The sequence below is a fragment of the Vibrio sp. 2130-1 genome (assembly GCF_033339515.1).
In genome coordinates this window covers 316,397-343,340 of record NZ_JAWOUT010000004.1, presented here as the reverse complement: position 1 = coordinate 343,340, position 26,944 = coordinate 316,397, and the positions used below count along the sequence as shown (strand labels likewise).

General features: G+C 42.8%; 19 protein-coding genes. 9 read left to right on the top strand and 10 right to left on the bottom strand.

The genetic code is table 11. The features are described 5' to 3' along the window. Positions 1 to 66: 66 nt before the first annotated feature. Positions 67 to 1,116 (bottom strand): Preprotein translocase subunit SecY, encoded by a 1,050-nt coding sequence (locus tag R7Q09_RS08250; protein WP_318070650.1) that lies wholly within the window; start codon positions 1,114 to 1,116, stop codon positions 67 to 69. 439 nt (positions 1,117 to 1,555) lie between these two features. Here R7Q09_RS08250 and R7Q09_RS08245 point away from each other — a divergent pair, with 439 nt between their 5' ends. From R7Q09_RS08245 to R7Q09_RS08230, 4 genes are all read left to right on the top strand, one after another. Beyond that, on the top strand, positions 1,556 to 2,017 hold the full coding sequence (locus tag R7Q09_RS08245) for a hypothetical protein (RefSeq protein WP_005375842.1): 462 nt from the start codon (positions 1,556 to 1,558) through the stop codon (positions 2,015 to 2,017). 93 nt (positions 2,018 to 2,110) lie between these two features. Then, positions 2,111 to 2,584, top strand: a complete 474-nt coding sequence (locus R7Q09_RS08240) for a copper chaperone PCu(A)C (RefSeq protein ID WP_042521048.1) — start codon at positions 2,111 to 2,113, stop codon at positions 2,582 to 2,584. A gap of 606 nt (positions 2,585 to 3,190) precedes the next feature. Beyond that, on the top strand, positions 3,191 to 3,946 hold the full coding sequence (locus R7Q09_RS08235) for an SDR family NAD(P)-dependent oxidoreductase (RefSeq protein WP_318070651.1): 756 nt from the start codon (positions 3,191 to 3,193) through the stop codon (positions 3,944 to 3,946). 416 nt (positions 3,947 to 4,362) lie between these two features. Continuing rightward, the gene (locus R7Q09_RS08230; protein ID WP_372051950.1) at positions 4,363 to 5,259 is read left to right on the top strand and encodes an NAD(P)-dependent oxidoreductase; all 897 of its coding nucleotides are present in this window, start codon (positions 4,363 to 4,365) and stop codon (positions 5,257 to 5,259) included. A 483-nt stretch (positions 5,260 to 5,742) separates the two neighbouring features. Here the strand turns inward: R7Q09_RS08230 and R7Q09_RS08225 are convergent, their stop codons facing one another. The 4 genes from R7Q09_RS08225 to R7Q09_RS08210 form a co-directional block, all read right to left on the bottom strand. Then, positions 5,743 to 7,500 (bottom strand): sodium:solute symporter family protein, encoded by a 1,758-nt coding sequence (locus R7Q09_RS08225; protein WP_262597749.1) that lies wholly within the window; start codon positions 7,498 to 7,500, stop codon positions 5,743 to 5,745. Between the two features lie 450 nt (positions 7,501 to 7,950). After that, positions 7,951 to 8,574: a bifunctional 4-hydroxy-2-oxoglutarate aldolase/2-dehydro-3-deoxy-phosphogluconate aldolase gene (locus tag R7Q09_RS08220; RefSeq protein ID WP_005388506.1), complete on the bottom strand. Its 624-nt coding sequence runs from the start codon at positions 8,572 to 8,574 to the stop codon at positions 7,951 to 7,953. Positions 8,575 to 8,652: 78 nt separating this feature from the next. Then, positions 8,653 to 9,585, bottom strand: coding sequence for a sugar kinase (locus R7Q09_RS08215; protein ID WP_005437155.1), 933 nt, complete (start codon positions 9,583 to 9,585; stop codon positions 8,653 to 8,655). 34 nt (positions 9,586 to 9,619) lie between these two features. After that, positions 9,620 to 9,955 carry a cupin domain-containing protein gene (locus tag R7Q09_RS08210; RefSeq protein WP_005450851.1) on the bottom strand — a complete coding sequence of 112 codons (336 nt, stop codon included), beginning with the start codon at positions 9,953 to 9,955 and terminating at the stop codon, positions 9,620 to 9,622. A 419-nt stretch (positions 9,956 to 10,374) separates the two neighbouring features. Between R7Q09_RS08210 and R7Q09_RS08205 the strand changes: the two genes are divergently transcribed. The 3 genes from R7Q09_RS08205 to R7Q09_RS08195 all read left to right on the top strand — a co-directional run bounded on the left by R7Q09_RS08205 (position 10,375) and on the right by R7Q09_RS08195 (position 16,782). Next, complete coding sequence (locus R7Q09_RS08205) at positions 10,375 to 12,540, top strand: heparinase II/III family protein (protein WP_318070652.1); 2,166 nt, start codon at positions 10,375 to 10,377, stop codon at positions 12,538 to 12,540. Positions 12,541 to 12,542: 2 nt separating this feature from the next. Continuing rightward, positions 12,543 to 14,708, top strand: a complete 2,166-nt coding sequence (locus R7Q09_RS08200) for a heparinase II/III family protein (protein ID WP_222716343.1) — start codon at positions 12,543 to 12,545, stop codon at positions 14,706 to 14,708. Between the two features lie 322 nt (positions 14,709 to 15,030). Next, a complete protein-coding gene (locus tag R7Q09_RS08195; protein ID WP_213866284.1) occupies positions 15,031 to 16,782 on the top strand; it encodes a polysaccharide lyase family 7 protein in 1,752 nt (583 codons plus the stop codon). Positions 16,783 to 17,251: 469 nt separating this feature from the next. Here R7Q09_RS08195 and R7Q09_RS08190 read toward each other — a convergent pair whose 3' ends face one another. Then, on the bottom strand, positions 17,252 to 18,817 hold the full coding sequence (locus R7Q09_RS08190; RefSeq protein ID WP_017821221.1) for a polysaccharide lyase family 7 protein: 1,566 nt from the start codon (positions 18,815 to 18,817) through the stop codon (positions 17,252 to 17,254). A gap of 76 nt (positions 18,818 to 18,893) precedes the next feature. Continuing rightward, positions 18,894 to 19,667: an oligogalacturonate-specific porin KdgM family protein gene (locus R7Q09_RS08185; protein WP_017634227.1), complete on the bottom strand. Its 774-nt coding sequence runs from the start codon at positions 19,665 to 19,667 to the stop codon at positions 18,894 to 18,896. A 571-nt stretch (positions 19,668 to 20,238) separates the two neighbouring features. On the opposite strand from R7Q09_RS08185, the gene R7Q09_RS08180 reads away from it, so the two are divergent. Further along, positions 20,239 to 21,984 carry a hypothetical protein gene (locus tag R7Q09_RS08180; RefSeq protein WP_137282564.1) on the top strand — a complete coding sequence of 582 codons (1,746 nt, stop codon included), beginning with the start codon at positions 20,239 to 20,241 and terminating at the stop codon, positions 21,982 to 21,984. Positions 21,985 to 22,212: 228 nt separating this feature from the next. Here the strand turns inward: R7Q09_RS08180 and R7Q09_RS08175 are convergent, their stop codons facing one another. The 3 genes from R7Q09_RS08175 to R7Q09_RS08165 all read right to left on the bottom strand — a co-directional run bounded on the left by R7Q09_RS08175 (position 22,213) and on the right by R7Q09_RS08165 (position 25,649). After that, on the bottom strand, positions 22,213 to 23,256 hold the full coding sequence (locus R7Q09_RS08175) for a polysaccharide lyase family 7 protein (protein ID WP_054578992.1): 1,044 nt from the start codon (positions 23,254 to 23,256) through the stop codon (positions 22,213 to 22,215). 197 nt (positions 23,257 to 23,453) lie between these two features. Beyond that, a complete protein-coding gene (locus R7Q09_RS08170) occupies positions 23,454 to 24,743 on the bottom strand; it encodes an MATE family efflux transporter (RefSeq protein ID WP_025998585.1) in 1,290 nt (429 codons plus the stop codon). Positions 24,744 to 24,932: 189 nt separating this feature from the next. Continuing rightward, positions 24,933 to 25,649: a FadR/GntR family transcriptional regulator gene (locus tag R7Q09_RS08165; protein ID WP_005388528.1), complete on the bottom strand. Its 717-nt coding sequence runs from the start codon at positions 25,647 to 25,649 to the stop codon at positions 24,933 to 24,935. Between the two features lie 560 nt (positions 25,650 to 26,209). On the opposite strand from R7Q09_RS08165, the gene R7Q09_RS08160 reads away from it, so the two are divergent. Beyond that, on the top strand, positions 26,210 to 26,929 hold the full coding sequence (locus R7Q09_RS08160; protein WP_005388529.1) for a FadR/GntR family transcriptional regulator: 720 nt from the start codon (positions 26,210 to 26,212) through the stop codon (positions 26,927 to 26,929). Positions 26,930 to 26,944 lie beyond the last annotated feature (15 nt).

Sequence of the window (26,944 nt, the reverse complement as noted above, 5' to 3'; positions counted from 1 at the left end):
GAAACTTCCCCCCCCAAAAAAAAGAGCGCCGATTGACGCTCTTTCCGATCTCTAATAGATAACCAATTATGCGGTCTCTGCTTCACCTATCCAATGATAATGGTGGTTAGCTTTTTTCCCCACTAAACCGAGCTCTGCCAATTCTTCAAATACCTTGTCTACCTCTTCCGCAGACAGCCTAAACTGTTTAGCAACGGCTTTTTTGGTGCACGTAATTTGATGCGTTTTAAGTGCATCGCTAACTTGCTCTAACAAGGTTTTCGGTTCCTTTGGTTCTTCTGGCTCCGGCGCAGCTGGTATTTCTTGCTCTTCTTCCTCTTTTATATGAGGAAGATAACCCGCAGGCGCTGGATCTATATCGCGAACTGTTTTCAATATCATGCCCTCATTTCTGCGATAGAAATATCGGAACCGTTGCTCTTCACCAATCAAGCCAACAAAAAATGCAGCAAAGAAGTCCAAAAGAATCGAAAGAAATACAACCAAGCCAAGCTGAGCTTGCTGAGAGGTGGTACCAAATGCGTTGGCTAGGCTATCAATCAAACCAATCACTGAGCCTTGCGTAACCGGCGGTAAACTATCACGCTCCATAGCCAAGCGTTGCTGCTCTTCACGTAAGATTTTGTTTTGATCCTGAATGCGAGTTACACCAGTCGCGATACGCTCCATCTCGATGTATTTCTGCGCTGCCATATTGTTGAGCTCAATCTGCTTATCGATTGCCGCAATCTGACGATTAAACGCTTCCACTTTCGCCTGCTCTACCGAAATATGACTTTGTGCACTATTGGTTGCACTATTAATGCCACCAATACTACCGCCAATGGAAATCGCAGCTAAGACTAAATAAAACACGAGAGCGGTTGCTGCTCCTGTGTAGTTGCGATGGGCTCGGCGCTCACCGTATTCATACCAAGCGTAAAATTTACCCGCTTCAAAAATGATCGCTAAACCACCAAATAAGGTTTGCATCATCGGATTTTCGTCGATAGACAAAAACAGCAATAGAGAAAAAATAGTCGATGCTAAAATCGCAGCACCGGTGAATGCATATACACTCACCATGGCAAATCGACCTTTAGGGTATCGATATCCAATCTGTTGTTCGTATTTCATTTGAGAAATTTCTTAAGATTAATCGCCCCTCCGACTAAGTAGGACGGACGTTTCTGGCATGTACAAAGGAGCGCAGAATACCGTATCCTTTATTAAATTACTGTCATAATTCCGTTAATGGAAAACAAGTGAAGATTCGGTGTGCATTTTGAATCGATATCAGCCAAATCTAGCACGTAAAAACACCACCACGACACCCACTAACCGAAGCTTCAGTGGCATATAAGAGAGATTAATTCGGTATCTTCAAAAGCGACTAGGCAAGACTGACAAGTTGAATTGGAGGTTGTGAATGTCAGCCGAATCAAGACATTAAAGCGTTAAAAATAGACAATAAAACAAATAATGCACACTTGCATCACCTTTTAGTAAACTGATAATTACATTGTTTGGTTAATTTGTTAGTATCCCGCGCCGAAGAAGATAAGCACTCAATTGTATGGAAAACACTCTAATACAGCACAAACACCATCGCTTGCACGCTATTGCGGTTATTATCGCGGTGTTGTTTCAGTTGTATTTAGCGTCCACAGCCGCTCTTAACCCTACACAAGTTCACAGCACAACTTGGCTCAACAAAGTCCAAAGTGAAAAGGTTTTACTGTGTACCGCAGATGGTTTCAAATGGGTGGATATCAATACGTTGATTGAGGCTAACGCTCAATCTTCTTCTAAGCTCATCCAAGATCTTAACTTACACGACGGCTTCCAGTTTGAATGCCCGCTTCTTCAAGCTGTTCAATTCTTTCTTTTAGTTGCGATTGGGCTTTACCTGACAACCATCCATTGGCTGCGCCGAGTAAAGTATGCACTGACGACTTATCATTTTTCAAAATGCGATAAGTTCGTTTACAAACACATCGCGCCTAAGCACTCTCCGCCGAGTGTTTTTCCTGCCTAACAGGCATCTAATCATTGACAACTTTATTCAAAAATAACGATGACTCTGTTTGTTGTCCATTCAGAGAAGCTATTCATTCAAAAGGAAAAACACATGCTTAAATCATTTAAAACCGCCGCTATCGCGCTTATTGCTGTCATCGCTAGCCCACTGAGTTTAGCGCACGATTATGAAGCAGGAAAAATTCATATCGACCATCCATGGAGCCGCGAAGCGCCACCAAACGCACCTGTTATCGGTGGTTTTTTTCAATTAACCAACCACGGTGACAGTGAAGATGCATTGATCGCAGCAGAAAGCCCAATCGCAGGGCATGTCGAAATTCACACGCATAAGAAAGAAGATGGTGTGATGAAAATGATTAAGATTGACGAAGTGCGCGTTCCAGCCAATGACTCAGTGTTGTTTAAGCCAGGCAGCTTCCATTTAATGATTTTCAATCCAACACAAACTCTTAAAGAGGGTGACCGCTTCCCTATGACATTAACCTTTAAAAACGCAGGTAAGGTTGAAGTGGAAATGGCGGTTGAGAAACAAGGCCACATGGAAAAACACATGCATCATTAATGACGCAAACAAAAGTGCCCGCTGATTTAGCGGGCATTTTTATCTCAGCTTAGTCAAAATCATTATCCAACAGGTCCTAACTCGACTCTTCAGAACAATGGTGATAAATAACGCTTGGCGAAACGGCGTCATATATCATAACAGCGTGCTCGGGCAAGAGATTCTAAATCACGCTCGTTCCTCGCTATTCAGAATGACCTTGAAAGACTTAAGATCCTAAAAAGGTTCCCTACCCGCTTAAAACTCAACCTCTCGACAAAGTTATCCAACCATCACTTGGCAAGCCTAAATGAAATCATAAGTTTGGCAACAAAGACCCACGGTTAATCGGCTTTCTTTCTACTTGCAACAAACCTCGGCCCAACGAGCTAAGCCCGCAGCTATAAGCTCAATTGTTTATATATCCCGATTATCCTGACTAGATACAAATCATGCACGACCGTAAAAGTCGATATATGCCACTGGATGAGTCAGCATCTAAAGAAAGTACGTGATCGACTTCTCATTGTTGGTGTTTCTCTGTTTATTAAAACTATTTGTATTACAATAATACTCTATGTTAAATAAAAATCCTTTCCAACTCTACAAACATGAGAGAACACCATTATGTCTACTAAAATTGCATTTATTTCTGGTGCTACTGGCGGTATCGGCTTCCAAGTAGCAAAGCGTCTTGGTCAGGATGGATACACGGTCATTCTAAACGGCATTGAAGATGAAAAAGGTTCGGAGTGTATCTCCAAACTACATAACGCAGGAATTGAGGCTGAATACTACGGTTTTGACGTTACAGATGAACATGCCGTCGATGAAAACATCAATGCTATTGGTGAAAAATACGGCAAAATCGATGTTGTCGTTAATAACGCAGGTGGTCTTGGTGGTCGTAGTCCTATTGAAGGTATGGAAACTGCTTTTTTCCGTAAAGTCATGGCTTTAAACCTCGATAGTGCATTCTTCGTATCACGCGCAGCGATTCCATTTCTAAAAAAGTCTGATAACGCATCAATTATCAACTTCACTTCAAACGCTGCTTGGAATGCAGGTGGTCCAGGTGCAGGTATTTACGGTACATCAAAAGCCGCCGTTCATACATTAACTCGCGCTTTAGCTAAAGAGTTAGCTCCGGCTGGAATTCGAGTCAATGCAGTATCTCCTGGCACTATCGATACACCATTCCATGCTCAAATCAAAGCAACCAAGCCTGAAGTATTTGCTTCTTGGGCAGACAGTATTATGCTTGGACGCCTAGGCAAGCCAGAGGAAGTCGCCTCTGCTATCTCTTTTCTGGTAAGTAAAGATGCATCATTCATTACCGCAGAAACACTGCAAATTGGTGGTGGTCAAGCTTTAGGCATTTAGTACCAATAAATCTTTTTACCTATCAGTAAGTGCGCTTTAGTACTGATTTGATAACGGCCGCAGTATGTTTGTACTGCGGCTTATCCTTATACCACCTCGCCTTTCATCCCATCTGTAACGTTTCACCCATTTTTTGGTATGGACAGTATTCCTCTAGCTGAAACAAAATCACTTGTATTACAATAAATTTTATTTTTACGTTATTTAAGCCTCCTAAAGGCTTTGTTCACGATAAAAATGGAAGCGTGAGGAATCCGCTTTTCTTATATACTCTGATGAATAAAACCCTCACAAACCTTACTTACATCTCACTTTTAGAAAAAATCCATCCCAAGCCCGCTATGCTCATAATTTTCAATTGCAAAAGCCACAATAGTCATTATGATTATTAACAAGCAATATAATCATACAATAGTATTTTTGGAGTTAAAATGACTAAACCTATCATTGGTTTCATCGGCCTAGGCTTGATGGGCGGAAACATGGTTGAAAACCTACAGAAACGTGGTTACGAAGTTGCTGTAATGGACCTCAATAAAGATGCTGTTGACGCAGTACTAGCTCGTGGAAACGCTTCTGAAGCTTCTTCAGGTAAAGAACTAGCAGAGAAAAGTGATATCGTGATGCTGTGCCTAACAACATCTGAAGTTGTCGAAAAAGTTGTTTACGGAGACACTGGTGTTCTAGCTGGCATGTCAGAAGGTAAAACACTCATCGACTTCGGTACATCTATTCCAGCTTCAACGAAGAAGATTGGCGCTGACCTTGCTAAGAAAGGGGCTGGTATGATTGATGCGCCTCTAGGTCGTACACCTGCCCACGCAAAAGATGGTTTACTGAACATCATGGCCGCAGGCGACGTCGAAACATTCAATAAGGTTAAGCCCGTACTGGACGATCAAGGTGAAAACGTATTCCACCTTGGCGCACTAGGCTCTGGTCACGTAACTAAGCTTGTGAATAACTTTATGGGTATGACAACCGTAGCAACCATGTCTCAGGCATTTGCTGTTGCTAAACGTGCTGGTGTTGATGGTCAACAATTATTCGACATCATGTCTGCAGGACCATCAAACTCACCATTTATGCAATTCTGTAAGTTTTACGCCGTAGATGGCGAAGAAAAACTAGGCTTCTCTGTCGCAAACGCAAACAAAGACCTCGGTTACTTCCTTGCTCTATGCGAAGAGCTTGGTACAACTTCCCTAATTGCAGAGGGCACTTCTAAGAGTCTACAAGCGGCAGTTGATAAAGGCCTTGGTCAAAATGACGTTCCAGTCATCTTCGACTACTTTGCAGAGCTAGAAGCTTAGTCACACTCAGTTGCAACTATAAGCCCAGCAACCAATGTAGCTGGGCTTTTTTGTTTTTCCCAAACGCTCATCACTCCTTGATACCCTAGCCACTCCTTTAAAGTTTTGCAGGGCAGCCTCTTCCAATTCTCTTATATATTTTCCACTCACACTTCAAAACCTCTCTCCTATTTCTGGCGTACGCCTCATTAAAGCTACGTCTGATTTAATGCTTTTTCTTTGCTAAGAAGGCACACATATTTATTTAAATAGACAAAGCATCAGGTTTGGGGTGTAAAGTGTAAACACGGCATGCAAAGAAAGTTAGATTGCTTTTTCGCTTTAGGCTGACGACTCTAATGTGAATATAGTCGCACCTTATTGGGAGTTCCCCAATACAACGAATAACAACAAACGATGCGCCACGCTTTCTCAGTCAGCTTGATCAAAAAATCCCACGGCTTTAACACCGCGGGATTTTTCATTGAGAGTCTTTAACTTTGGTTAGCTTTTCGCGTTAGCTAACTTTGGGCTTTTAGGCCCTCGGGCTGCGTTCACCAATAGAACACCCACCGAGAGAACAATCGCACCACACAAGATAAACAGTAGTCGACCAGATGGTTCATTTGGAATTAGAGCCATAGCTAGGATACCGAAGCCCGCTACGCTGATAAGCTTACCAAGCATGCCGCGCTGTTTTGTATCTAGGTTCTGCTGCTCTTCGCTGTCAGCCACAAGTGGCGTATTCCAGTTCTCGAACAATTGGTCCACTTCTTTCTCACGTTCAGGTGATAGACCTTTGTAGAAGCGCGTTGTCAGCAAGAAGAAACCACCGGTGAAGATAACGTGTGCCGCTAAGCTCAAGCCAACTTTCAGATCTGCCCACTCACGTCCTGTAAACGCTTGCTCTAGACCGAATAGGTGCTCTACATCTTCTGCTTGTAGTGAGATACCGAAGATGTAAGAAACAAAGCCACCAACAACCAGTGTTGCCCAACCAGCCCAATCCGGCGTCTTACGAATCCACATACCAAGTAGTACAGGAATCAGCATTGGGAAGCCAATTAATGCACCGACGTTCAGTACGATATCGAACAGGCTCAAGTGACGTAGTGAGTTAATGAATAGACCGATACCAATGATGATGAAGCCCATCACGATAGTCGTTGCTTTACTCACGATAACCAGTTCTTTTTGCGACGCTTGTGGACGCACAATCGGGCTGTAGAAGTTCATCACAAAGATGCCCGCGTTACGGTTAAGACCAGAGTCCATTGAAGACATGGTCGCCGCAAACATTGCTGACATCAGAAGACCCACCATACCTGCTGGCATTACGTTTTGTACGAATGCTAGGTATGCTGCATCACCACCTACTGAGCCGTATTGCTCTGCGAAATCAGGCATAAATGCCGCAACGTACCAAGGTGGTAGGAACCAGATGATAGGACCAACAATCATCAGCACACATGCAAGACCTGCAGCTTTACGTGCGTTTTCACTGTCTTTTGCACATAAGTAGCGGTAAGCGTTGATGCTGTTGTTCATGACACCGAACTGTTTAACAAAGATGAAGACAACCCAAAGGATAAAGATACTGAAGTAGTTCAGGTTGTTACCCAGCATGAAGTCGCCGTGGAAGTTCGACACGATGTTGCCAATACCGCCACCATGGAAGTATGCCGCCACCGCACAAGTGATCGTCACTGCCATGATAACCAGCATCTGCATAAAGTCAGATGCAACAACCGCCCAAGAGCCGCCTGTTACCGCCATTAGCATTAGCACTAAGCCCGTAACGATGATGGTCGCTTCCATAGGAATGTTGAAGACCGCTGCCACGAAAATCGCAAGACCATTCAACCAAATACCGGCCGAGATCAAGCTGTCTGGCATACCAGCCCAAGTGAAGAACTGCTCTGAAGTCTTACCAAAACGTTGACGAATTGCTTCAATCGCCGTCACTACACGTAGTTGGCGGAACTTTGGAGCAAAATAGAGGTAGTTCATAAAGTAGCCAAATGCGTTGGCTAAGAATAGGATTACAACAACGAAACCGTCGTTGAACGCGCGTCCTGCGGCACCTGTAAACGTCCATGCTGAAAATTGCGTCATGAAGGCGGTAGCACCTACCATCCACCATAACATCTTACCGCCCCCTCGGAAGTAGTCACTGGTCGAGGTAGTGAACTTACGGAACATCCAACCAATTGCAACTAAGAAGAAGAAGTAGGCAAGAACAACAAGAGTATCAATAGTCATTTTTTCAGCCTTTCAAGTTTGATCATTTTCTAACGTCTAGACTACTCTCCTCATAACTCTATTTGTACTACAATAAGCTTTAATTGTGATCTAAAGCATAAGTTATTCAACGAAAAAAATACGTCAAACCCCTTACTTTCTTAGACCAATGGCTTTCTAGGAGATAATTGCCATTCAGAACACCTCAATATATTGTAATACAAATTGTCTAATTGAAATTTATTAGAGTATGGAATATTTTTCTTCTTCGCGCTTTGTCTGAAGATCAAAAATGCGCGGCATTTCTTTAAAGGAAACGTAATGAGATGTTTCGAAAAAGTTTGATAGAAAGTAGGATTTATATGAATGCGATTCTTAACTCTCGCCTCTTTCAAACTTTCAAACACAAAAAAGCGAGCACTGAGGCTCGCTTTTCATTCTTTCGCTAGTTTTATCGGGGTGTTACGACACTTATGCTACGTGAGCTACTGCGTCGCGAACCAGTGTCCCTAGTTCATCCCACTTACCTTCATCGATAAGTTTTGTTGGAACCATCCAAGTGCCGCCACATGCCAGTACTGAAGGGATAGACAGGTACTCGTCTACGTTACCTAGGCTCACGCCACCTGTTGGCATGAATTTCACTGGGTAAACCGCCGTTAATGCTTTAAGCATACCAACGCCGCCAGATGGCTCAGCAGGGAAGAACTTAAGTGTACGCAGACCCATTTCCATCGCTTGCTCAACAAGGCTTGGGTTGTTTACGCCAGGTACGATAGCCACACCTTTGTCTAGGCAGTATTGAACCGTGCGAGGGTTAAAGCCAGGGCTTACGATAAAGTCCACACCAGCTTCGATCGCTTGGTCAACTTGCTCGTTAGTTAGGATCGTACCTGCACCGATCAGCATTTCTGGGAACTCAGCGCGCATAGCACGAATCGCTTCTGCAGCACACTCTGTGCGGAACGTGATTTCAGCGCAAGGCATACCGTTTTCAACCAAAGTGCGGCCCAGTGGAATCGCATCTTCTGCTTTGTTGATGGCAATAACAGGAATTACTTTTAGGTTTGCTAATTGTTCGTTTAATGTCGTCATAAGAGTGTACTCGTCGTCGTTAACTTGAGTTCAATAAATCACTGCGGAGCGCCGATTACTCAACGCTCCGCAAAAGAATTACAAAGGAAGATCTGGCATCACTTCACGTGGAATGATGGCACCTTTATGTTGAATTACCGCGCCAGCCATACAGTGGCCAGAGTAAGCCGATTCCGCTGCATTGCCACCAGTTAAACGCTTCGCCAAGAAGCCCGCACTGAAAGAATCACCTGCCGCTGTTGTATCAATCACGTTGTCGACTTTGTTTGGCGCCACGTATTGCGCTTCGCCATTCGCGACAACCAAGCAATCTTTGCTACCACGTTTGATGATGATTTCATCCACACCCAGGGCAGAGGTTCTCTCGATGCACTGTTCTAGATGCTCGTCACCGTAAAGCATTTGCTCATCTTCAAATGTGAGCAGTGCGATATCTGTGTGCTTAAGGATCTTAAGGTACCAAGACATGGCATTCTCGCGGCTTTCCCACAATTTAGGACGGTAGTTGTTATCGAAAATAACCTTCCCACCTTGTGCCTTGAAGCGCTCAAGGAAGCCAAACAGTTGCGTCTTACCTTCTTCAGTAAGGATCGCTAATGTAATACCGCTCAAGTAAACCGCATCGTACGAGTAAAGTTTGTCGACTAACAGCGGAGACTCGTTTTGCTCGAATAGGAACTTAGCGGCCGCTTCGTTACGCCAGTAGTGGAAGTAACGTTCGCCAGTTTCATCGGTTTCGATGTAGTAGATACCTGGTTGCTTTTCTTTAACGGAAAGAACCAGACTAGTATCGATGCCCTCTTCTTGCCATGCTGATAGCATTTCTTGGCTAAAAGGATCGTTACCCAGAGCCGTTACATAGCTGGTTTTAATATCGTGAGCTTTGGTCAAACGAGATAAATACAGTGCGGTATTCAACGTATCACCACCGAATGACTGCTTTAGCTGACCTTCCTTTTTCTGTAGCTCAACCATACATTCGCCAATGACCGCGATGTTTAATGATTTCATGTTGTCACCTTAGCAACTGAGGTTGCGCTATAGATTATTTTAAGAAGTCTTCACGTGCTGGGTTGAAGATGTCTAGAAGAATGCTGTCTTGCTCTAGTGCAACCGCACCGTGCATCATGTGCTTACGAGCAAAGTATGCGTCGCCTTCTTTTAGTACTTTCTTCTCGCCTTCGATTTCCGCTTCAAAGCTGCCACGTACTACGTAACCGATTTGATCGTGGATTTCGTGAGTATGCGGAGCGCCAATCGCGCCTTTGTCGAAACATAGGTGAACCGCCATTAGGTCATCTGTGTAAGCAACAATTTTACGTTTGATACCGCCGCCTAGCTCTTCCCACGGGTTCTCATCTAATACAAAGAAAGAATTCATCGTCATACTCCTAAAAAGTCTCTATTAAAGCGAACCCTACGGCACTTCATTCTTAACCATGCTTTATTAAAAGGTTCTCTTAAAAAGCGTCGTATTGATAAAAGTGAAACGCGCAGCGAAAGGGTCTGCTGTCGAATTGGTAACGAGCATATCCGATCTACTTTAATTGTCATACAATATATCTAAAAATATGTGATATTCATCAAATGGTGCTCGCTAAAGCATTCCACATAACGATTGATAACGTCGAAACATCAGTCACAACAAGGATTACCACAACAATATAAATCAATAAGTTAGCTAAATTCGCGTGATTTCACTCTCCCTTTTTGCCACAAAAACTACACCCAAACTTAATATTGTATTACTTTATAGAAAGTTTAAGAAAACAACACACTTCATCTGAGGGTGGTAAAGAAATGACTACACAACCGATTTTGTTGACTGAAGCAGAAGTCGAACTACTAAGAAAGGAAGTCGGAAAGCCGAGCTTAATGGGCAAATCCATTGAAGCGAATCGCAAGGAACTTGAAGCCTTCATACGTCTGCCTCTAGACGTACCAGGTCACGGCGAAGCGGGTGGCTACGAGCACAACCGCCACAAACAAAACTATACCTACATGAACTTAGCGGGTCGTTTGTTCTTGATCACTCAAGAACAAAAGTACGCGCTGTTCGTTAAAGATCTTCTCGCTATTTACGCAGAGAAGTACCTCACTTTTGATTTCCACGTACAGAAAAACACTAACCCAACAGGTCGTCTTTTCCACCAGATCCTTAATGAACACTGTTGGTTAATGTTTACTAGCCTTGCTTACTCTTGCGTGGCATCAGTGATGACAGAGGAAGAGCGCACAGCCGTTGTTGAGCGCATTTTCGAACCAATGCTAGACATGTTCACAGTGAAATACGCGCACGATTTCGACCGTATTCACAACCACGGTATCTGGGCAGTTGCGGCTGTTGGTATTTGTGGCCTAGCTATTGGCAAACCTGAATATCTAGAGATGTCGGTATACGGTCAAGACCGTGATGATACCGGTGGCTTCCTAGCGCAAATCTCGCAACTGTTCGCCCCTTCTGGTTACTACATGGAAGGTCCGTACTACCATCGTTATGCGATTCGTCCAACTTGTGTATTTGCAGAAGTAGTACACCGTCACATGCCTGAAGTAGATATCTACAACTACAAAGACAAAGTGATTGGTAACACAGTACAAGCGATGCTAGCAACGGCTTACCCGAACGGTGAGTTCCCTGCCCTAAACGACGCGTCTCGTACCATGAGCATTACCGACATGGGCGTTCAAGTTGCAGTGAGCGTTTACAGCAAGCACTACGGTCTAGACGATAACATCCTAGGCATGGCGAAGATTCAAAATGCCGTTTGGATGCACCCATGTGGTCTTGAGCTTTCTCAAGCCTACGATAAAGCCATCGCAGACCGTGAAATCGGCATGCCTTTCTGGCCAAGTGTGGAACTAAACGAAGGTCCAACCGGTAACAACGGTGCACAAGGCTTTATCCGTATGCAGGATAAAACCGGTGATGTGTCACAGCTTGTGATGAACTACGGTCAACACGGTATGGGACATGGTAACTTCGATACGCTTGGCATTACTTTCTTCAACCGTGGTCAAGAAGTGCTGCGTGAATACGGCTTCTGTCGCTGGGTAAATGTAGAGCCTAAATTCGGCGGTCGTTACCTAGACGAAAACAAATCGTACGCACGTCAAACTATCGCGCATAACGCGGTAACGATTGATGAGCAATGTCAGAATGGTTTCGATGTAGACCGCGCTGATTCAGTGCACGGTTTGCCTCACTTCTTCAAAGTAGAAGGCACTGAAATCAACGGTATGAGTGCGTTTGCGAACGACCATTACCCGAATACAGACATGCAGCGCAGTGTGTTCATGCTTAACCTCGATGAGCTTGAAGCACCGCTACTGCTAGACCTTTACCGCATCGAAGGTGAAGGCGAACATCAGTACGACTACTCTCATCAATACGATGGTCAAATCGTACGTACTAACTTTGATTACCAAAGCTTTGGTGAACTGAGCACGCTTGGCGATGATTTCGGTTATCAACACCTTTGGAAAGTAGCAAGCGGCAAAGTGCAAGATACGGCGTTGGTTAGCTGGCTACAAAACAACACCTACTACACTTGGTTAGGCACAAGCAGCAGCGCGAAACAAAACGGTGACAATGAAGTTATCTTCACTCGCACTGGCGCCAATGACCCGAGCTTTAACCTACGTAGCGAACCGGCATTCATTCTACGCAGCAAGGGCGAATCGACGCTATTTGCTTCTGTGCTAGAAACACACGGCTACTTCAACGAAGAGTTTGAGCAGTCGGTGAATGCACGTGGTCAGGTGAAAGATATCCGCGTCGTGGGTTACAACGCCGTTGGCAGCATCGTAGAAATCACGACTGAAAAATCACTGGTTACTGTGATGATCAGCAATGTGCTAGGCGCTGACGACCAAACCCCACACCAAGTAGAAATGAACGGTAAAACCTATAGCTGGAATGGCTTCTACTCTCTAGAAGTGAACGCATTCGGGCAGGAGAAATAATAATGAGCTACCAAACCCAGTCTTACCAACCGCTATTAATGAACTTTGAAGAAGCGGCAGAACTAAGCAAAGCACTTGGCACGGATAGCCTATTAGGAAATGCACTAGCACGTGACATCAAACAAACTGACGCTTACATGGCTGAGGTCGGTATTGAAGTTCCAGGTCACGGCGAAGGCGGCGGTTACGAGCACAACCGTCACAAGCAAAACTACATCCACATTGATCTAGCGGGTCGCCTATTCCTTATCACTGGCGAACAGAAGTACCGCGATTACATCGTGGACATGCTAACGGCTTACGCGAAGGTATACCCGACGCTAGAGAGCAACACCAGCCGTGACTCTAACCCTCCGGGTAAGATCTTCCACCAAACTCTGAACGAGAACATGTGGATGCTATACGCCTCTTGTGCGTACAGCTGCATTTACCACACGTTGGAAGAAGAGCAAAAAACACTGATTGAAAACGACCTGTTCAAACAAATGATTGAGCTGTTCGTAGTTACTTACGGTCACGACTTCGACATCGTACACAACCACGGTCTGTGGGCAGTAGCAGCAGTAGGTATCTGTGGTTACGCAATTAACGATCAAGGTGCAGTAGACAAAGCGCTTTACGGCTTGAAACTGGACAAAGTCAGCGGCGGCTTCCTAGCTCAGTTAGACCAACTGTTCTCGCCAGATGGCTACTACATGGAAGGTCCTTACTACCACCGTTTCTCGCTGCGTCCAATCTACCTATTCGCAGAAGCGATTGAACGTCGTCAGCCTGAGCTTGGTATTTACGAGTTCAACGATTCGGTAATCAAGACTACGTCTTACGCAGTATTTAAGACGGCATTCCCAGATGGTACTTTGCCAGCACTGAACGATTCATCGAAGACGATTTCGATCAACGATGAAGGCGTAATCATGGCAACGTCAGTATGTTTCCACCGTTACGAGCAGTCTGAAACGCTACTTGGTATGGCAGACCACCAGCAAGACGTTTGGGTTCATATCTCAGGCAAAACATTGTCTGACGCGGTTGCAGCCGCAGACAACATCAAACCATTCAACTGGGGTAGCCTATTCGTAACTGACGGTCCAGAAGGTGAAAAAGGCGGCGTAAGCATTCTTCGTCACCGTGACGAGCAAGACGACGACACAATGGCGCTTATCTGGTTTGGTCAACACGGCAGCGATCATCAGTATCACTCAGCGCTAGACCACGGTCACTACGATGGTCTGCACCTGAGCGTATTTAACCGCGGTCATGAAGTGCTGCACGATTACGGCTTTGGTCGCTGGGTAAACGTTGAGCCTAAATTTGGCGGTCGTTACATCCCAGAGAACAAGTCTTACTGTAAGCAGACAGTCGCGCACAACACAGTAACGGTTGATCAAAAGACGCAAAACAACTTCGACACAGCGCTAGCAGAAACCAAGTTCGGTTCTAAGCACTTCTTCAAAGCTGATGACGAAAAACTGCAAGGCATGAGCGGTCGTATTTCTGGTTACTACAACGGCGTAGACATGCAGCGCAGCATCATTCTTGCTGAATTGCCAGAATTCGAAAAACCACTTGTGATTGATGTTTACCGCATCGAAGCAGATCAAGAGCACCAATACGACCTGCCAGTGCACTATTCTGGTCAAATCATCCGTACGGATTTTGAATATGATGTCGAAAGCACGCTGCGCCCAATGGGCGAAGACAATGGCTACCAACACCTATGGAATGTAGGTTCAGGCCAAGTTCAAGGCAGCTCACTAGTAAGTTGGTTGCACGACAACAGCTACTACTCACTAATCACAAGCGCAACGAGCGGTGGCAAAGTGTTCTTCACTCGCACAGGCGCAAATGATCCAGACTTCAACTTGAAGAGCGAACCAGCACTGATCCTACGTCAATCTGGTCAGAACCACGTGTTTGCCTCTGTGTTAGAAACGCACGGTTACTTCAACGAGTCTATCGAAGCATCAGTTGGCGCTCGTGGCCTAGTTGAGTCAGTAAACGTCGTTGGCAACAACGAAGTGGGTACCGTGATTCGTCTGCAAACCACAACAGGCAACACTTACCACTTCGCTATCTGCAATCTAGATGAAGACAAACAGAACGCGGCACATCGCGTTGAGTTCGACGGTGTGGCTTACACTTGGGAAGGCGCATTCGCACAAATTTAATCTTTAGCTAGTCACTAAAAATTAATGTAAAAATCGGGAACTAATTCAAAGCCGGACGTCATGTTCGGCTTTTTTTGATTGTTTACATGACTCTACATGAGCTTATCAATTAGCGTTTAATCATAGTAAAACCGTTAATAACTCTTAGGAAAAACAGACATAACTTAACCTTACGCCTTATCAAAGACACCACTTATAGATATAGAACTCTTCTGAGATTTAATTAACACTTTTACTATTTAACTTATGACTAAACTACTCCCCAACAACACTAAAATGATATTGTATTACAAATATTAAATAGTGTAAGAGACGTACTACTGTGTTTATAAAATCAACTAAATTGCTTCTAATAAGCTTCTCTGGGCTTGGATTAATAGGGTGTGGAGGAAATACCTCCCCTACAAGCCAAGATGATAAACCAAATATTCCACACCAAGAGCATGTAGCACCATACTCAATAGCAAAATTTCAAAACATATTGAGTAATTCAGATTTACAAGTATCAGATCCCAACGGGAAGGAGGGAAATAAAACCAGTGACGTCAAAAATGGAGCATTCTCGGATTATAAGAGTGACCACTTTTACGCAGAAAAGGATTCCAATTACCTTGTCTTTAAAATGTCGAACTACAAAATGCGCTCAGAAGTTCGTGAGCGAGAAAACTTCAACATTTCAGAACAAGGCGTCTCTAGAACTTTGTATGCAGATGTTCGATTACCAGAGATTAACCTTGCAATGGCTAGCTCCCCTGCAAACCATGATGAAGTCACTTTCCTGCAAATTCATAACAAAGGCACAGATACTTCTGGTACAGGTGCTATCCCTCACCCTTTGTTACGAATCGTTTGGGAACAAGAACGAAACAGTATCACTGGTCATTACTGGGCGGTAGTAAAGAACAATGCCATAGATTGCAGTCTACCTTCTAGCGCATCAGATTGTTATGCAACATCATACGATCGTTATGATTTAGGAAAAGCCGATCTCAACGCATTCACGCGATTCGAAGTAAAAATCGGAGAAAACACATTAACCATTAAAGTGAACGATGAACAAAAGGTAAATGTAGATGTATCCTACTGGCAGCACCTCCTGAGCTACTTTAAAGCCGGAGTTTACAACCAGTTTGAAAACGGTGAAGCAAAGGTACAATTTAAGCAGTTAGGACTAACCAAAACTGACCATACTGATTCAATAGCCTGGAATATTGACGATTGGAAATTAACCATTCCTGCAAGCAAAAATGATTGGTATGGTTTTGGCGGTGACAGCGCGGCTGAATTAGAGCCTGAGCGTTGTAATTCAAGTAAAGATCCTCTGTCTAACGAAGAGAGCGTTTACCAACGCGAGATTGATTTATCATACTTCAATGTTATTGACGGTAGCATGCATTTCCGCGCCGATATGGGTTACGGCACGTCAACGGCCAACTCCAGTTACATCCGTTCAGAGTTGCGAGAGCTCTACATCAGTACTAACTCCCCGGATTGCAGCACCAGCGATGAAGAGACAAGTTGGTATATTGAAGATAGTCGTACCGGTGCAACTTCGCATACGCTAAACGCAACACTAAGAATCAACGAATACCCTAAAATCGACGGTCAATTACCAAAAGTCGTGGTAGGCCAGATACATGGTTGGAAAATCAGCCAAGCACTCGTGAAGCTACTTTGGGAAGGTGACAATAAGCCAGTCCGAGTTATTCTGAACGATAACTACAAACTTGATAACAACAAAGACTGTACTGATTGCAACGCATTCAGCGTTAAGCTTGGTACCTACGCGGTAAACGAAGACTGGCAATATACGATCCGTGCCGATAAGGAAGGACTGTTTTTAGCCACCTACGATGCAGATGGCAGTAATATGGTCTCGCACACACTGAAGTGGGGAGAAGCATACTCAGACACCGCTAACAACAAGTCCTATACTCTTACTGAAAGATGGGCGTCGCCTGATATTGCGTTTTACTTCAAAGCCGGAATTTACCCTCAGTTTAAACCTGATAATGCATATCGAGGAGAAATCTTTGATGTGAGCTTTAGTGCTTTGAGCACTCTTCATCAATAGTCATTTCAATCTCTTAGCAATAGGCTTGCTACTTTGCTCTAAAGCAACGAACAAAGCTCATACTGCCGCCACGGGAAATTTATTTTCTCGTGGCCTCTTCTTTTAGAACACCACAATTCAACTCGCTTCACGCATAGTGTTTCCTTCTACGATAAATATACAAGTCAACCTCCACTTAGGCAGCTTAAAAACAGCTTCTATAGTTTCGTGAGATATTTATCTACCCTAACGCTGAGTTATTTTAAATTTAACCAATTAAACTACTCTAATATACATTCGCACTTAAAAATAAACATTGTCAGAAGATAAAAGCAATCAATAATTATTACCTTTCTATGGTGATAAATTTTTAAATTAATTTATCTATGTCAATTAAAATAATATTTGAGCTGTTTTATTCTTCTATAGAAAAAAGCCCTCAGCTACAAAGCTGAGGGCAAAGGACTTCAATCAACTAAAAGTGATAGAACTAGCCTTGGTACTTACCAAAAGATTGTTTTAATTTATAGAAAGTAGCTTGTGCGTAATCATCTGGATTACCGTACATATTCTGGTTATAGACACCGGCTTTAAAGTACATATATCTGCCACCTTCGTCATAGCCACTGTCACTCATATCTACGACTTGAACAACATCATCTTTACCATCACGTTTTACCGTAACTGTCATTGTGTTGCCTTTCACATCAATGATGTAGCTGAATTTTTCACCTAGCGCGATGCCATCGTCACCAATTTCACCAGTCATATCACCCACTAAGCTGTAGTAATCCTCTGTTCCAGTTTTGGTTTTTTCGTGAGCAAAGTAAACTGTACCTGTTGGTTGGTCTGGTAGCTTACGATAATAAAGACGAATTGGCTCATCATCTTTGTCATGAATCTGGCCGATAATAAAGCGGCCAACTTCATGCGACTGACCAGTTGTGGTTGCGTGGTCAATCTTCAGAGTCGCTTCAAGTGTACCGTCTACACCACCCGCTTCTTTTTGATCTTCAACTGGTGCAGAACTGAATACCCAGTTATTAGGATTTACACCTTTTGTGCTGTAAGACTTATCACCAGCACGAAGCATGGTACGTAACTCAGTTCGCGCGTATTTAGTGTTTTCAGAAGTTCGAGCGCCTTTCACATAGCTCTTGAATACCATTCCGCCATCATCTGCTGTGTAGAATATATCAGAGTGTTGGAAGCCGTTAGCCAAGTCCCACTCATCAATATCATCAGCACGACCATCTTTGTCATGGTCGAAAGGTGTCGTCAGTTTCCAACGTGTTAAGTCAAAGTTTTCACCCGGAGCATTTGTAGCGAGTGGCTCTTTCGGTAACGTAGGGTAAGGCATCGCTTTAGAAAGATCACACGTCACAGTCGTTTCGCAAGGACGGACGATTGGTGCTCCAAAGTCGCCTTTACGATTCTTTTTGAGTAAATCCTTTTGTGCCTTTTGCTCCGCTTTCATTTGCGCAATCATAGCCGCTTCAGCGTTAACGACGTCATCAGTAATGATGTGACTTGCCGGACAGGCATTAATTCCGCAATTAACTGCAGCTAACTCAGTAACTGAGTTCCATTGGTTTTTGCTATTACCGTGGCCAACGTAACGAACATAGCGTGCTTTTACTGCAGGCTCAAACTGGAAGCGCTCTAAGCCAAGTGCGCGACCAGAGCTTTGCGCACCCTCAATAACCGTCACCCAGTTTTCACCATCAGTACTAAACTGAACATCAAATTTGCTGACGCGTTCGTTACCTTTGCTGAACGAGGCTTGAATTGCGTCGAACTCATAAACCGAGCCGTAATCCAACATCGCCCACTCACCATCACCATTTGCTGACCAACGTGTCATAATATCTTGGTCAAACAACTGCTCTGGAACATTACCATCATGACTACTCGCCGTTATCGTAACGGGAGTCAGAATATCAGCACCAGTTTCTTGGTTGTTTGGAAATGGATCTACCATGGTCGCCGTACTATTACAGCCCACAGCAAGTAAAATAGAAGAAGCTAACAAGCTTTTGAAGAAAATATGCTTCATGTAATCTAACACCTACAATATAAAAATGAATTAACAGCTCTTTTGCTGTAACAACAATTAGGCAATAACACTCGGGTTAAAAGCTGTATTTAAGGCCAAGGCGTGTTCTCAATTGGCGGTCATCCGTGGTTGAACCATCCTTACCTTTGACATTCCACAATTCAAAGTAAGGACGGAAATCTCCCATTTGGTAACCAACAATTAAGCCAGCATCCCACTCAGAATCTTTCCAATCAGATAAACGCACTTCGTCATAGTTTTTGTTGTAGTTGATCTCATAGCTCAGCTTGACGTTATCAAGGTACTCGTTATCAAACTGACGCATATCGTAAGAGCCTGTCAGTGTCCACTTACCTTGTTCAACTGTTTTCCCAGCAACGCTTACCGAAGTACCATCCGTTAGTGTTTTGTTACCTGCACCATCTGAATAAACTTGAAATTCGTGTCGGTAACGTAAAGCGGTACTTAAGCCAAAAGAGGATTTGTAACCAACACGAACTTGTGGTTTATAAGTGGTTTTTTCGTCATCATCACCAAAAGTAATAGGCATCCCTGGTTGGATAAACCATTGTTTATTTATTTGGTAGCGAACTCCCCAATCAAACTCAGAATCACCAGCAACGAGTTGATCCCAAAAATGCGAGTTGTCGTAACTATGGAATTTTTGTTCTACACCAAAGTTCAGTTTGGTCTGATCGTTAATTTTAGAACTACCACTAATTTTGATACGTTGGGCATAAGTTTCACTCTCATGCTTATATTCTGCGCGATAGTCTAAAGTTGCTGCGGAAACCGCTCCCGCCATTAATGTGGAAGCAACGAATAGGGACATTGTTGTAACTGCTTTCATGATTATATCTCTCTGTATATATTTTTTGGGATACCACTTAAATCCCTGGATTTGATTCAACACTATTGAATTAATGTATGACAAATACTAGTTAATTCATCATGAGAGTTCTGTGATATTAATCATGTAAGTGCCCCTCAACTGACAATTTGTATTATTATATATTCAAAAGTGTTAGCTATGTCTGATTCTAAAACGACCTTTGTAGACATCACTTACAGAGAAATGTTTTAACTCGTTTCATATGATAAAGAAGAAGATTAGAAAAAACACAAACAACAATAATTTCAATGACTTAAAATAAAAAAACTTGATGTGAAATCAAATTTCTTTCCTAAATCACCTGTAGTTTTTGCTGTTTCTCTATAAAGAAAGCCCTCAACCTCATAAACGTTCAGCTCTTATTGATGTTGATATTCAACTATTTTGTGTGACTTATTCATCACTTCAGTGAGCAATCATTGTATCTAGTGTGAGTCGGATCATTCTATTGATAAAACCATCTAGATGACAGAAGTTATTTGTCTAACAATATTACATAAATAAAAACACATAGAAGTGAGTACCTACCATGCAAGTAACAAAAATTGCAGCAGCAATTGCTATTTCCACAGGTTTGTTAACCGGATGTAACACTGATTTAAGGGATGCACCATCGGCTCCCCCACCAACAGAAACTGAGTCTGAGTTGAGCCAAGGTATGTGGGATATTTCAACACCAGCCACTGTGGCGAAATCCGATGATGAGCACGACCTGCCAAACGTCTATGTCTTTGAAGACGGTACGCAAAAGTATTATAACGATGATGATAACTTCGGTACTTACACAATCTACACTTCAACTTATACCGAAGATAAAGATACAGAGACGCTTACATTCAACCTTTATGACGAGAGCGATCTAGGTAACCCTACCGAGTTAACAGGGACTTATGAAGTTTCAAACGGCATGTTAACCATCTCAGGGACAAATGACGGAAACTTCACCGGTAACGATGAATCAGAAAACGATGCGGTGAAAGATGCAGTTGCAGCGGCAAATAATGACGCTGGCGATAACAACGTCGTACAAATTTTGGATACCAATAAAGGTGGAACAGAAGAAGACACCGGTGAGTTACGAATCAAGCTGTCTGATTCAACGAGTGTTTCAGAAATTTCAACAGGCCGACTAACTGTAGATCTAACTTACCAGCATCATGAAGAAACAGAACAGGAAGCCGACGGTTCTGGTGACAATGCTTACATCTCATTTTATGCAGCAAAAACCTCGAATTCCAACTTGCATGGCGAAGTGGCATTTGAAAACGGCAAAATCAAATACCGCGATGCAAGTGGAAACTTGACGGAAACAGGCGACACGTTTGAGTTAGGTGAAAACCTCGCGATAGAAGTCAGTTGGATAGAAAACTTCTTCTCTTTTTCGGTTAACGGTAAACAAATAGGTGAAATGTTACCTGTCGCTGATGGCACCGCTGTAACCTATGTATCACTGAGACTAGGTGATAATGGCAACACTACAAACTTTGAATTAAATGCAGACAACTTGAAGATTTACTCTAGTGATTCGGGCTCTGAAGTGTTGGTTCTAGAAGAGGATTTTGACAACTACATTCCAGGCTTAGACCTCGCGACAATTTACAACAGTGCATCAAGCGAAGCGGTTGTCATTTCAGACGGAAGTTCTAATCCTGATAAACCGTCAGAAGACGTGAGTGAAAACTTTGACTCATACCCAGTAGGAACAAATATCAGTTCAGCAAACTCTAGTTGGAAAGAATACAATACGGTTGCTGATGACTCCTCCACCTTGACGTCCGTGGCTGTAGTAAGTGATGACGTATCAAAGAGCGGCGCTAACTCTCTGCTAATATCCGACACAGATACGACCAACAAACCATACGTTACGCGCGAGTTTTCAAACGGAGCAACATCAAACGGTAGCGTGTCATTCGATGTTTACATTCCGTCAGACAACGAAAAAACTACATACATTAATGTTGGCTCAGGTAAAAACAACTCAGATCGTTACTACGAATTGAGAATTTCGGGCAGTGGTAAAGTTGAAGCCGAAGCAGGATTAGATGACGTAGAAATAGGCACTATTACGACTGACGCTTGGAACTCAATGTCCCTAGCTTGGGATGGTGATGAGATTAACGTTTCTATTAATGGAAAAACGGTTGATGCGCCAAGTCAGTCCGAAACAGGCTTAGACGCAACGAATACACCATCACAGCTAACTATTTACGTAGGGGACACAAGTGGTGCTTCAACAAAAGCATATTTCGATAACATCGATTCAAAGCAACTCTAGTGTTATTTTGTAGCACTTGATACTAGGCCAGGCTTTCGAGCCTGGCTTTATTTTTTTACCTCTTCAGAAGAACAAAATTCAACACAATACTCTAAATTCAAGCCAGTCCCAGTGATTGCTTACTCTATCTTGTTTCTTACCTTTTAAAGAATTCCACTGAAAACAAAAGCCTCATCAAATCGATGAAGCTTAAGTAGAAATCGAGTAGCTCTTAGTTTTCTATTAGTTTCAATTTTGATTTAGCTTGAGCTTAGAAAATGTCACGCTGTTATAGTCACCGTTTTTCTTGTCGACTGAAAAATCACCGGTGCCCGCACATCCTGTACCCCACACAGGGTGAGACTCACTGACGCTACATTGACCATAAGCTCCTGCTTTAAAATAGAACATGTCTTCTGCGTAGCCATGCTCAAAGTCCTTACTATCAATCCCCTTACTGAGATCTATGGAATAAGTCACTGTCTCGTGGCGTTCTGTTTCAAACGTCAAGTTCATCATAGTTCCTTGAACTTCTATCTTGTAGCTGAACTCTTCACCAAGAGCGATACCTGCTTGGCCTGGTTCTTCAAGGTTATCCCAAGTATTTCCCCATACTGGATATGCAATATCAATACGATTTGGATCTTCCTTCGCTAGGTTACGCTCGTAGTTCCAAAATACAGAGCCCATTTTGTGTTCTGGGAATTTTTTATAGAAGATTTTAATGGGTTCATTTCCATGTCCATAACCTTTACCCTCTTTTATTCTTGCATCAATTTTTTTCGCGTGGATTTGACCGACAACAACAGAATGAGCAGGCCCTTTTTCTGGAAATTTGGCGTGTTCAGAAACATGGTTCACTTTCAAGGTCGCTTCCAACGTTCCACCTACGCGACTGTGTTTAGCAGCCTGAGGGTGGCTCGATAAAGCCCAATGGTTTGCTAAATCATCGGTTTGAATAGAAAAGTCAGCGCCACGAGGCATTTCACGTAGTTCAGAGCGAGCATTCTTCGAGTTTTTTGTCGTTACCGCTTTATTCTGCACTTCAAACACCAAGTTGCCTTCTTCGTTCAAGAAGAAGAAGTCTTTGTGTGAATAACTCAGCATCGCCACACCCTCGATTTCGTCCACTTTTCCGTCTTCATTGATATCGGAAGGAATAGTGATCTTCCAGTTTCGCATATCAAATTTATCGGCAGGGACTGGATAATCAACGCCATTATTTAAATCAGAAGCGATAGCAAGAGTTGGTAAGGTAACAGCCATTGCGGCTACGAGTAGATTGAGTTTCATGTTCAAACCTTATTATATGTAATATTGTCATACATATAATAAGGTTTGCAAAGGAATGATTCGAGGAAAGAAGTTATGATGTGCTCTATTGATCACAATTTATAAACTCGATAAACCCCAAAATGATAAGCTAGACATACTCCTCTTTAGTCCATAGCATCCACGAATCTTTTCGACCTAATCCGAAAGTCATAGAATCAATCGTACATTAGCTTGTCTGCCTTATTAATATCAAAATCTTTCAGAGACTTACGTGCTAAATGCCTAAATGGCCATGCCTTAACAATTTCTTCAAACGGCATGATTGCAAACACCCAAAACACTGAAAGGTCCAAGTATAAAATCATCAAAGCACATAACGGTATTGAAATTACCCACTGACCGGTAAAGTTAATCTTAAACACCTCCGTTGTTTTACCTAACGCTCTCAAAATATGACCATGAACGGTGTTATAGCCACGTACTATCGGTAGCAGTATGTAAAGTGGAGCAATCGCGGATAACGCTTTGTAAGTACTCGGGTCTAAGTCGGGATACAAATCAGGAAGCACGAAACTAAGTGCAAAAAAGAAAAATGCTGAAACGAACGAGATCATCACGGCCATATCAATACTAATATCGACATTGTTACGCAGCTCATCCATTTTTCTTGATCCAATTGCTTGGCTAATCGTGATTGCCGATGAATGCGCCCAAGCAGTAATGAACTGAGTACCCGCTTTGATCCAAGGCATCACGATAGTCATAGCGACATAAGCATTTAAGGTCAGTTGCGAGTACAGCAACATGTATATCGTTGCGCCAGTTTGTAACATTGTGACGTTCGCCGCGACGGGGAAAATCTCTTTAAAATGCTTATGTATATTGCTTTTCAATGACGCATCAAGCTTCTTAATAGACAAGATGATAGAATCATCAAGCTTAATGCACATGGTTAAATATAACAGCCGAATACTAATAGCAACCAAACTACCCGCCGCGGCGCCTTGAACGCCAATACCTTCAAAATTAGTCAGGCCGTGAATCAGAACATAAGACATCGCCACGTTGACTGGCAATTCAATCAAATAGCCTTTAAATGGAACTTTGGTCCGTCCAAGCGCATTGAACACCGCAATCATAACCTGAGTAATGGCATTGAATATGACGATGAACTTAGCAATTGCAAGGTAGCATTTTGTCTCCGCATAGAGATCAACGTTATCCGTCAACTTACTGATTAACGCTTCATCAAAGACAGTAATCAACAGCCAGAATAAGGATGCGACTAGAACGTTGATAACTAAAGCTGCCCAGAAACCTTTATTTAACGATAGATAATGACCAGAGCCTACTGCACGGCTAAGTACCAATTGAGACCCATTTGCTAGAGCCATTTGGATACCTAAAACGAAAGAAACTATTGTTGTAGCAATCCCCATAGCAGCAAGTGAAACTTCACCTAATGGCGTAACAAGCAGCGTATCAATCATAAGCATTGATTGCATCAACAAAGCATTAAGAGCGAGCGGCCAAGCAAGAGATAAATTTTTCTTTATATATGGTTGGGAAAACATTAGTAAACCTTTGTAATGAGGTTAAACGTTTAAACTAAAGAGCTCGGTCATTAGGCAAAGTTCATGACAAAAAGAAACGACAGAAAACTCTTTTTAGTCAATAAAGGTGTACGCAAGCTCTTAACTATTCACGGCGTCGGAAAGCCTCTGATTCTCATCATTTAACAGCGTTTGAGAGGCTAAACGAGCTTGAAATGAGTTTCCGACCATAATTGCATCATAAATTGCACGGTGCTCATTAAGGCAGAACCTCCCTCCTTCAACTGACTTGTCAATAAACACCTTAAATATGGTCGAAAGTATATTGCTGAAGGGAACGTAGAATTGATTATCGGTACAAAGGAATATCGTTTGATGAAACAAATGATCGTTAGCAATCCACTCATCATAATCGTGACATCGTGCTGCCATCGTCATTCTTTGAAATACAATTGACAACAGCTTTCTTTGCTCAGCATTGGCATTTTGGGCTGCCAGCGCACACGCCTCTGGTTCTATGGCTTTACGCAATCCTAAAAACTGAGATAGAAACGGCTTAGTATCTTCTAAATCTTGGATCCACTCTAAGAGTTGAGGATCAAGAAAATGCCAATAGTTTCTTGGTAGTACCGTAGTTCCAACTTTTGGTTTAGAGATAATTAAGCCTTTAGCAGACAGCAACTTCGTCGACTCTCGTAGTGCTGTCCGACTAACACCAAACAACTTACACAGTTCTATTTCACTCGGGAGCTTCTCATTTTGACTTAATTCTCCTGACAATATTTTGCAAGAAATCTGTCTTGCTACTTGTACATGTATCTTGTGATTTGAATTCCCGAGAAGTGAAAACTCTGCCATCTATATTCCTCATTGCCAGCAGCCTAAACGACTTGTTTAGCTAATAGTTAGAAAAGGCCAAATGAAACACGCTTTGAAGGCGGAGACTTTCTGTGTAAATGTAAAGCACTGTTATTTAGCGTCTAAAATCTAACGATCTTATGAATATGATTTTTACTCGCGAGGTATATTGGCCAAACTCAATATTGAATGGTCGAGTAGTAACATCATGCACACCGATCTTTAGTATATAATAATACAATATCACTTTATTTAACAAGAAACCTGATCTTCTATTCAAATTGTGTGCTGTGTATTGAAAATCAGTGAGTACAATAAGTAGGCGCGACTAGAGTTAACTAACATATTGAGCTAACAAATAAATAAGGAATGATGTAAGAATCGGTGGCCTCATCTGTTATACGCTAAGTATCATAATCATGAAGGCTTCATAAAGCAGTCGGAGATTCAAAATGGATTTGTGAAGACAGCTGTTATTACGTAAACATCTTCTTGGTGAGCTACACTTTGGATGATATAGTCCAAGCTTAAATAATACAATTTTAACGATAAGTGATTTTATGTCTGGTGAATTTCATTCTATCTCCGGTTCCAAGCGCAGCTTACATGTACAAGTAGCTCGCGAAATTGCTCGTAGCATTTTGTCAGGCAAGATCCCTCAAGGGTCCATTCTTCCAGGAGAAATGTCCCTGTGTGAACAGTTTGGTATCAGTCGCACAGCTTTGCGTGAAGCCGTAAAACTTTTAACATCAAAAGGTTTACTCGAGTCACGTCCAAAAGTTGGTACTCGAGTCATCAACCGAGCGTACTGGAACTTTTTAGACCCACAATTAATTGAATGGATGGACGGTCTAACAGAGATAGATCAGTTCTGTCATCAATTTTTGGGGTTACGACGCGCGATAGAGCCTGAAGCTTGTGCACTCGCAGCGAAAAATGCCACTGCGGAACAGCGAATTCAGCTATCAGAAGCATTCCAAGATATGTTGGAAGTCGCTAAAGCAGACGAACTGGACAAAGCGCGCTGGATGGATGTAGATATTCGTTTCCATAGCATTATTTTTAACTCAACCGGAAACGACTTTTTCTTACCGTTTGGGCATGTTCTGACTACAATGTTCATTAACTTTATTGCTCACTCATCTGAGGAAGGCAATACGTGCATCGAAGAACATCGTGAGATTTATGAAGCAATAATGGCAGGCAATGCTGAAAAAGCACGTCAAGCTTCGGCTAACCACTTGTTGGAGTCAAAACATCGCTTACCTGAAGCCAGTTAAGCTTAGGGCTTGGGC

Bases quoted from the DNA above. Each gene is read 5' to 3' on its own strand.
- R7Q09_RS08250 (WP_318070650.1), bottom strand. From the start codon at position 1,116: ATGAAATACGAACAACAGATTGGATATCGATACCCTAAAGGTCGATTT.
- R7Q09_RS08245 (WP_005375842.1), top strand. From the start codon at position 1,556: ATGGAAAACACTCTAATACAGCACAAACACCATCGCTTGCACGCTATT.
- R7Q09_RS08240 (WP_042521048.1), top strand. From the start codon at position 2,111: ATGCTTAAATCATTTAAAACCGCCGCTATCGCGCTTATTGCTGTCATC.
- R7Q09_RS08235 (WP_318070651.1), top strand. From the start codon at position 3,191: ATGTCTACTAAAATTGCATTTATTTCTGGTGCTACTGGCGGTATCGGC.
- R7Q09_RS08225 (WP_262597749.1), bottom strand. From the start codon at position 7,500: ATGACTATTGATACTCTTGTTGTTCTTGCCTACTTCTTCTTCTTAGTT.
- R7Q09_RS08220 (WP_005388506.1), bottom strand. From the start codon at position 8,574: ATGACGACATTAAACGAACAATTAGCAAACCTAAAAGTAATTCCTGTT.
- R7Q09_RS08215 (WP_005437155.1), bottom strand. From the start codon at position 9,585: ATGAAATCATTAAACATCGCGGTCATTGGCGAATGTATGGTTGAGCTA.
- R7Q09_RS08210 (WP_005450851.1), bottom strand. From the start codon at position 9,955: ATGAATTCTTTCTTTGTATTAGATGAGAACCCGTGGGAAGAGCTAGGC.
- R7Q09_RS08205 (WP_318070652.1), top strand. From the start codon at position 10,375: ATGACTACACAACCGATTTTGTTGACTGAAGCAGAAGTCGAACTACTA.
- R7Q09_RS08200 (WP_222716343.1), top strand. From the start codon at position 12,543: ATGAGCTACCAAACCCAGTCTTACCAACCGCTATTAATGAACTTTGAA.
- R7Q09_RS08190 (WP_017821221.1), bottom strand. From the start codon at position 18,817: ATGAAGCATATTTTCTTCAAAAGCTTGTTAGCTTCTTCTATTTTACTT.
- R7Q09_RS08185 (WP_017634227.1), bottom strand. From the start codon at position 19,667: ATGAAAGCAGTTACAACAATGTCCCTATTCGTTGCTTCCACATTAATG.
- R7Q09_RS08180 (WP_137282564.1), top strand. From the start codon at position 20,239: ATGCAAGTAACAAAAATTGCAGCAGCAATTGCTATTTCCACAGGTTTG.
- R7Q09_RS08175 (WP_054578992.1), bottom strand. From the start codon at position 23,256: ATGAAACTCAATCTACTCGTAGCCGCAATGGCTGTTACCTTACCAACT.
- R7Q09_RS08170 (WP_025998585.1), bottom strand. From the start codon at position 24,743: ATGCAATCAATGCTTATGATTGATACGCTGCTTGTTACGCCATTAGGT.
- R7Q09_RS08165 (WP_005388528.1), bottom strand. From the start codon at position 25,649: ATGGCAGAGTTTTCACTTCTCGGGAATTCAAATCACAAGATACATGTA.
- R7Q09_RS08160 (WP_005388529.1), top strand. From the start codon at position 26,210: ATGTCTGGTGAATTTCATTCTATCTCCGGTTCCAAGCGCAGCTTACAT.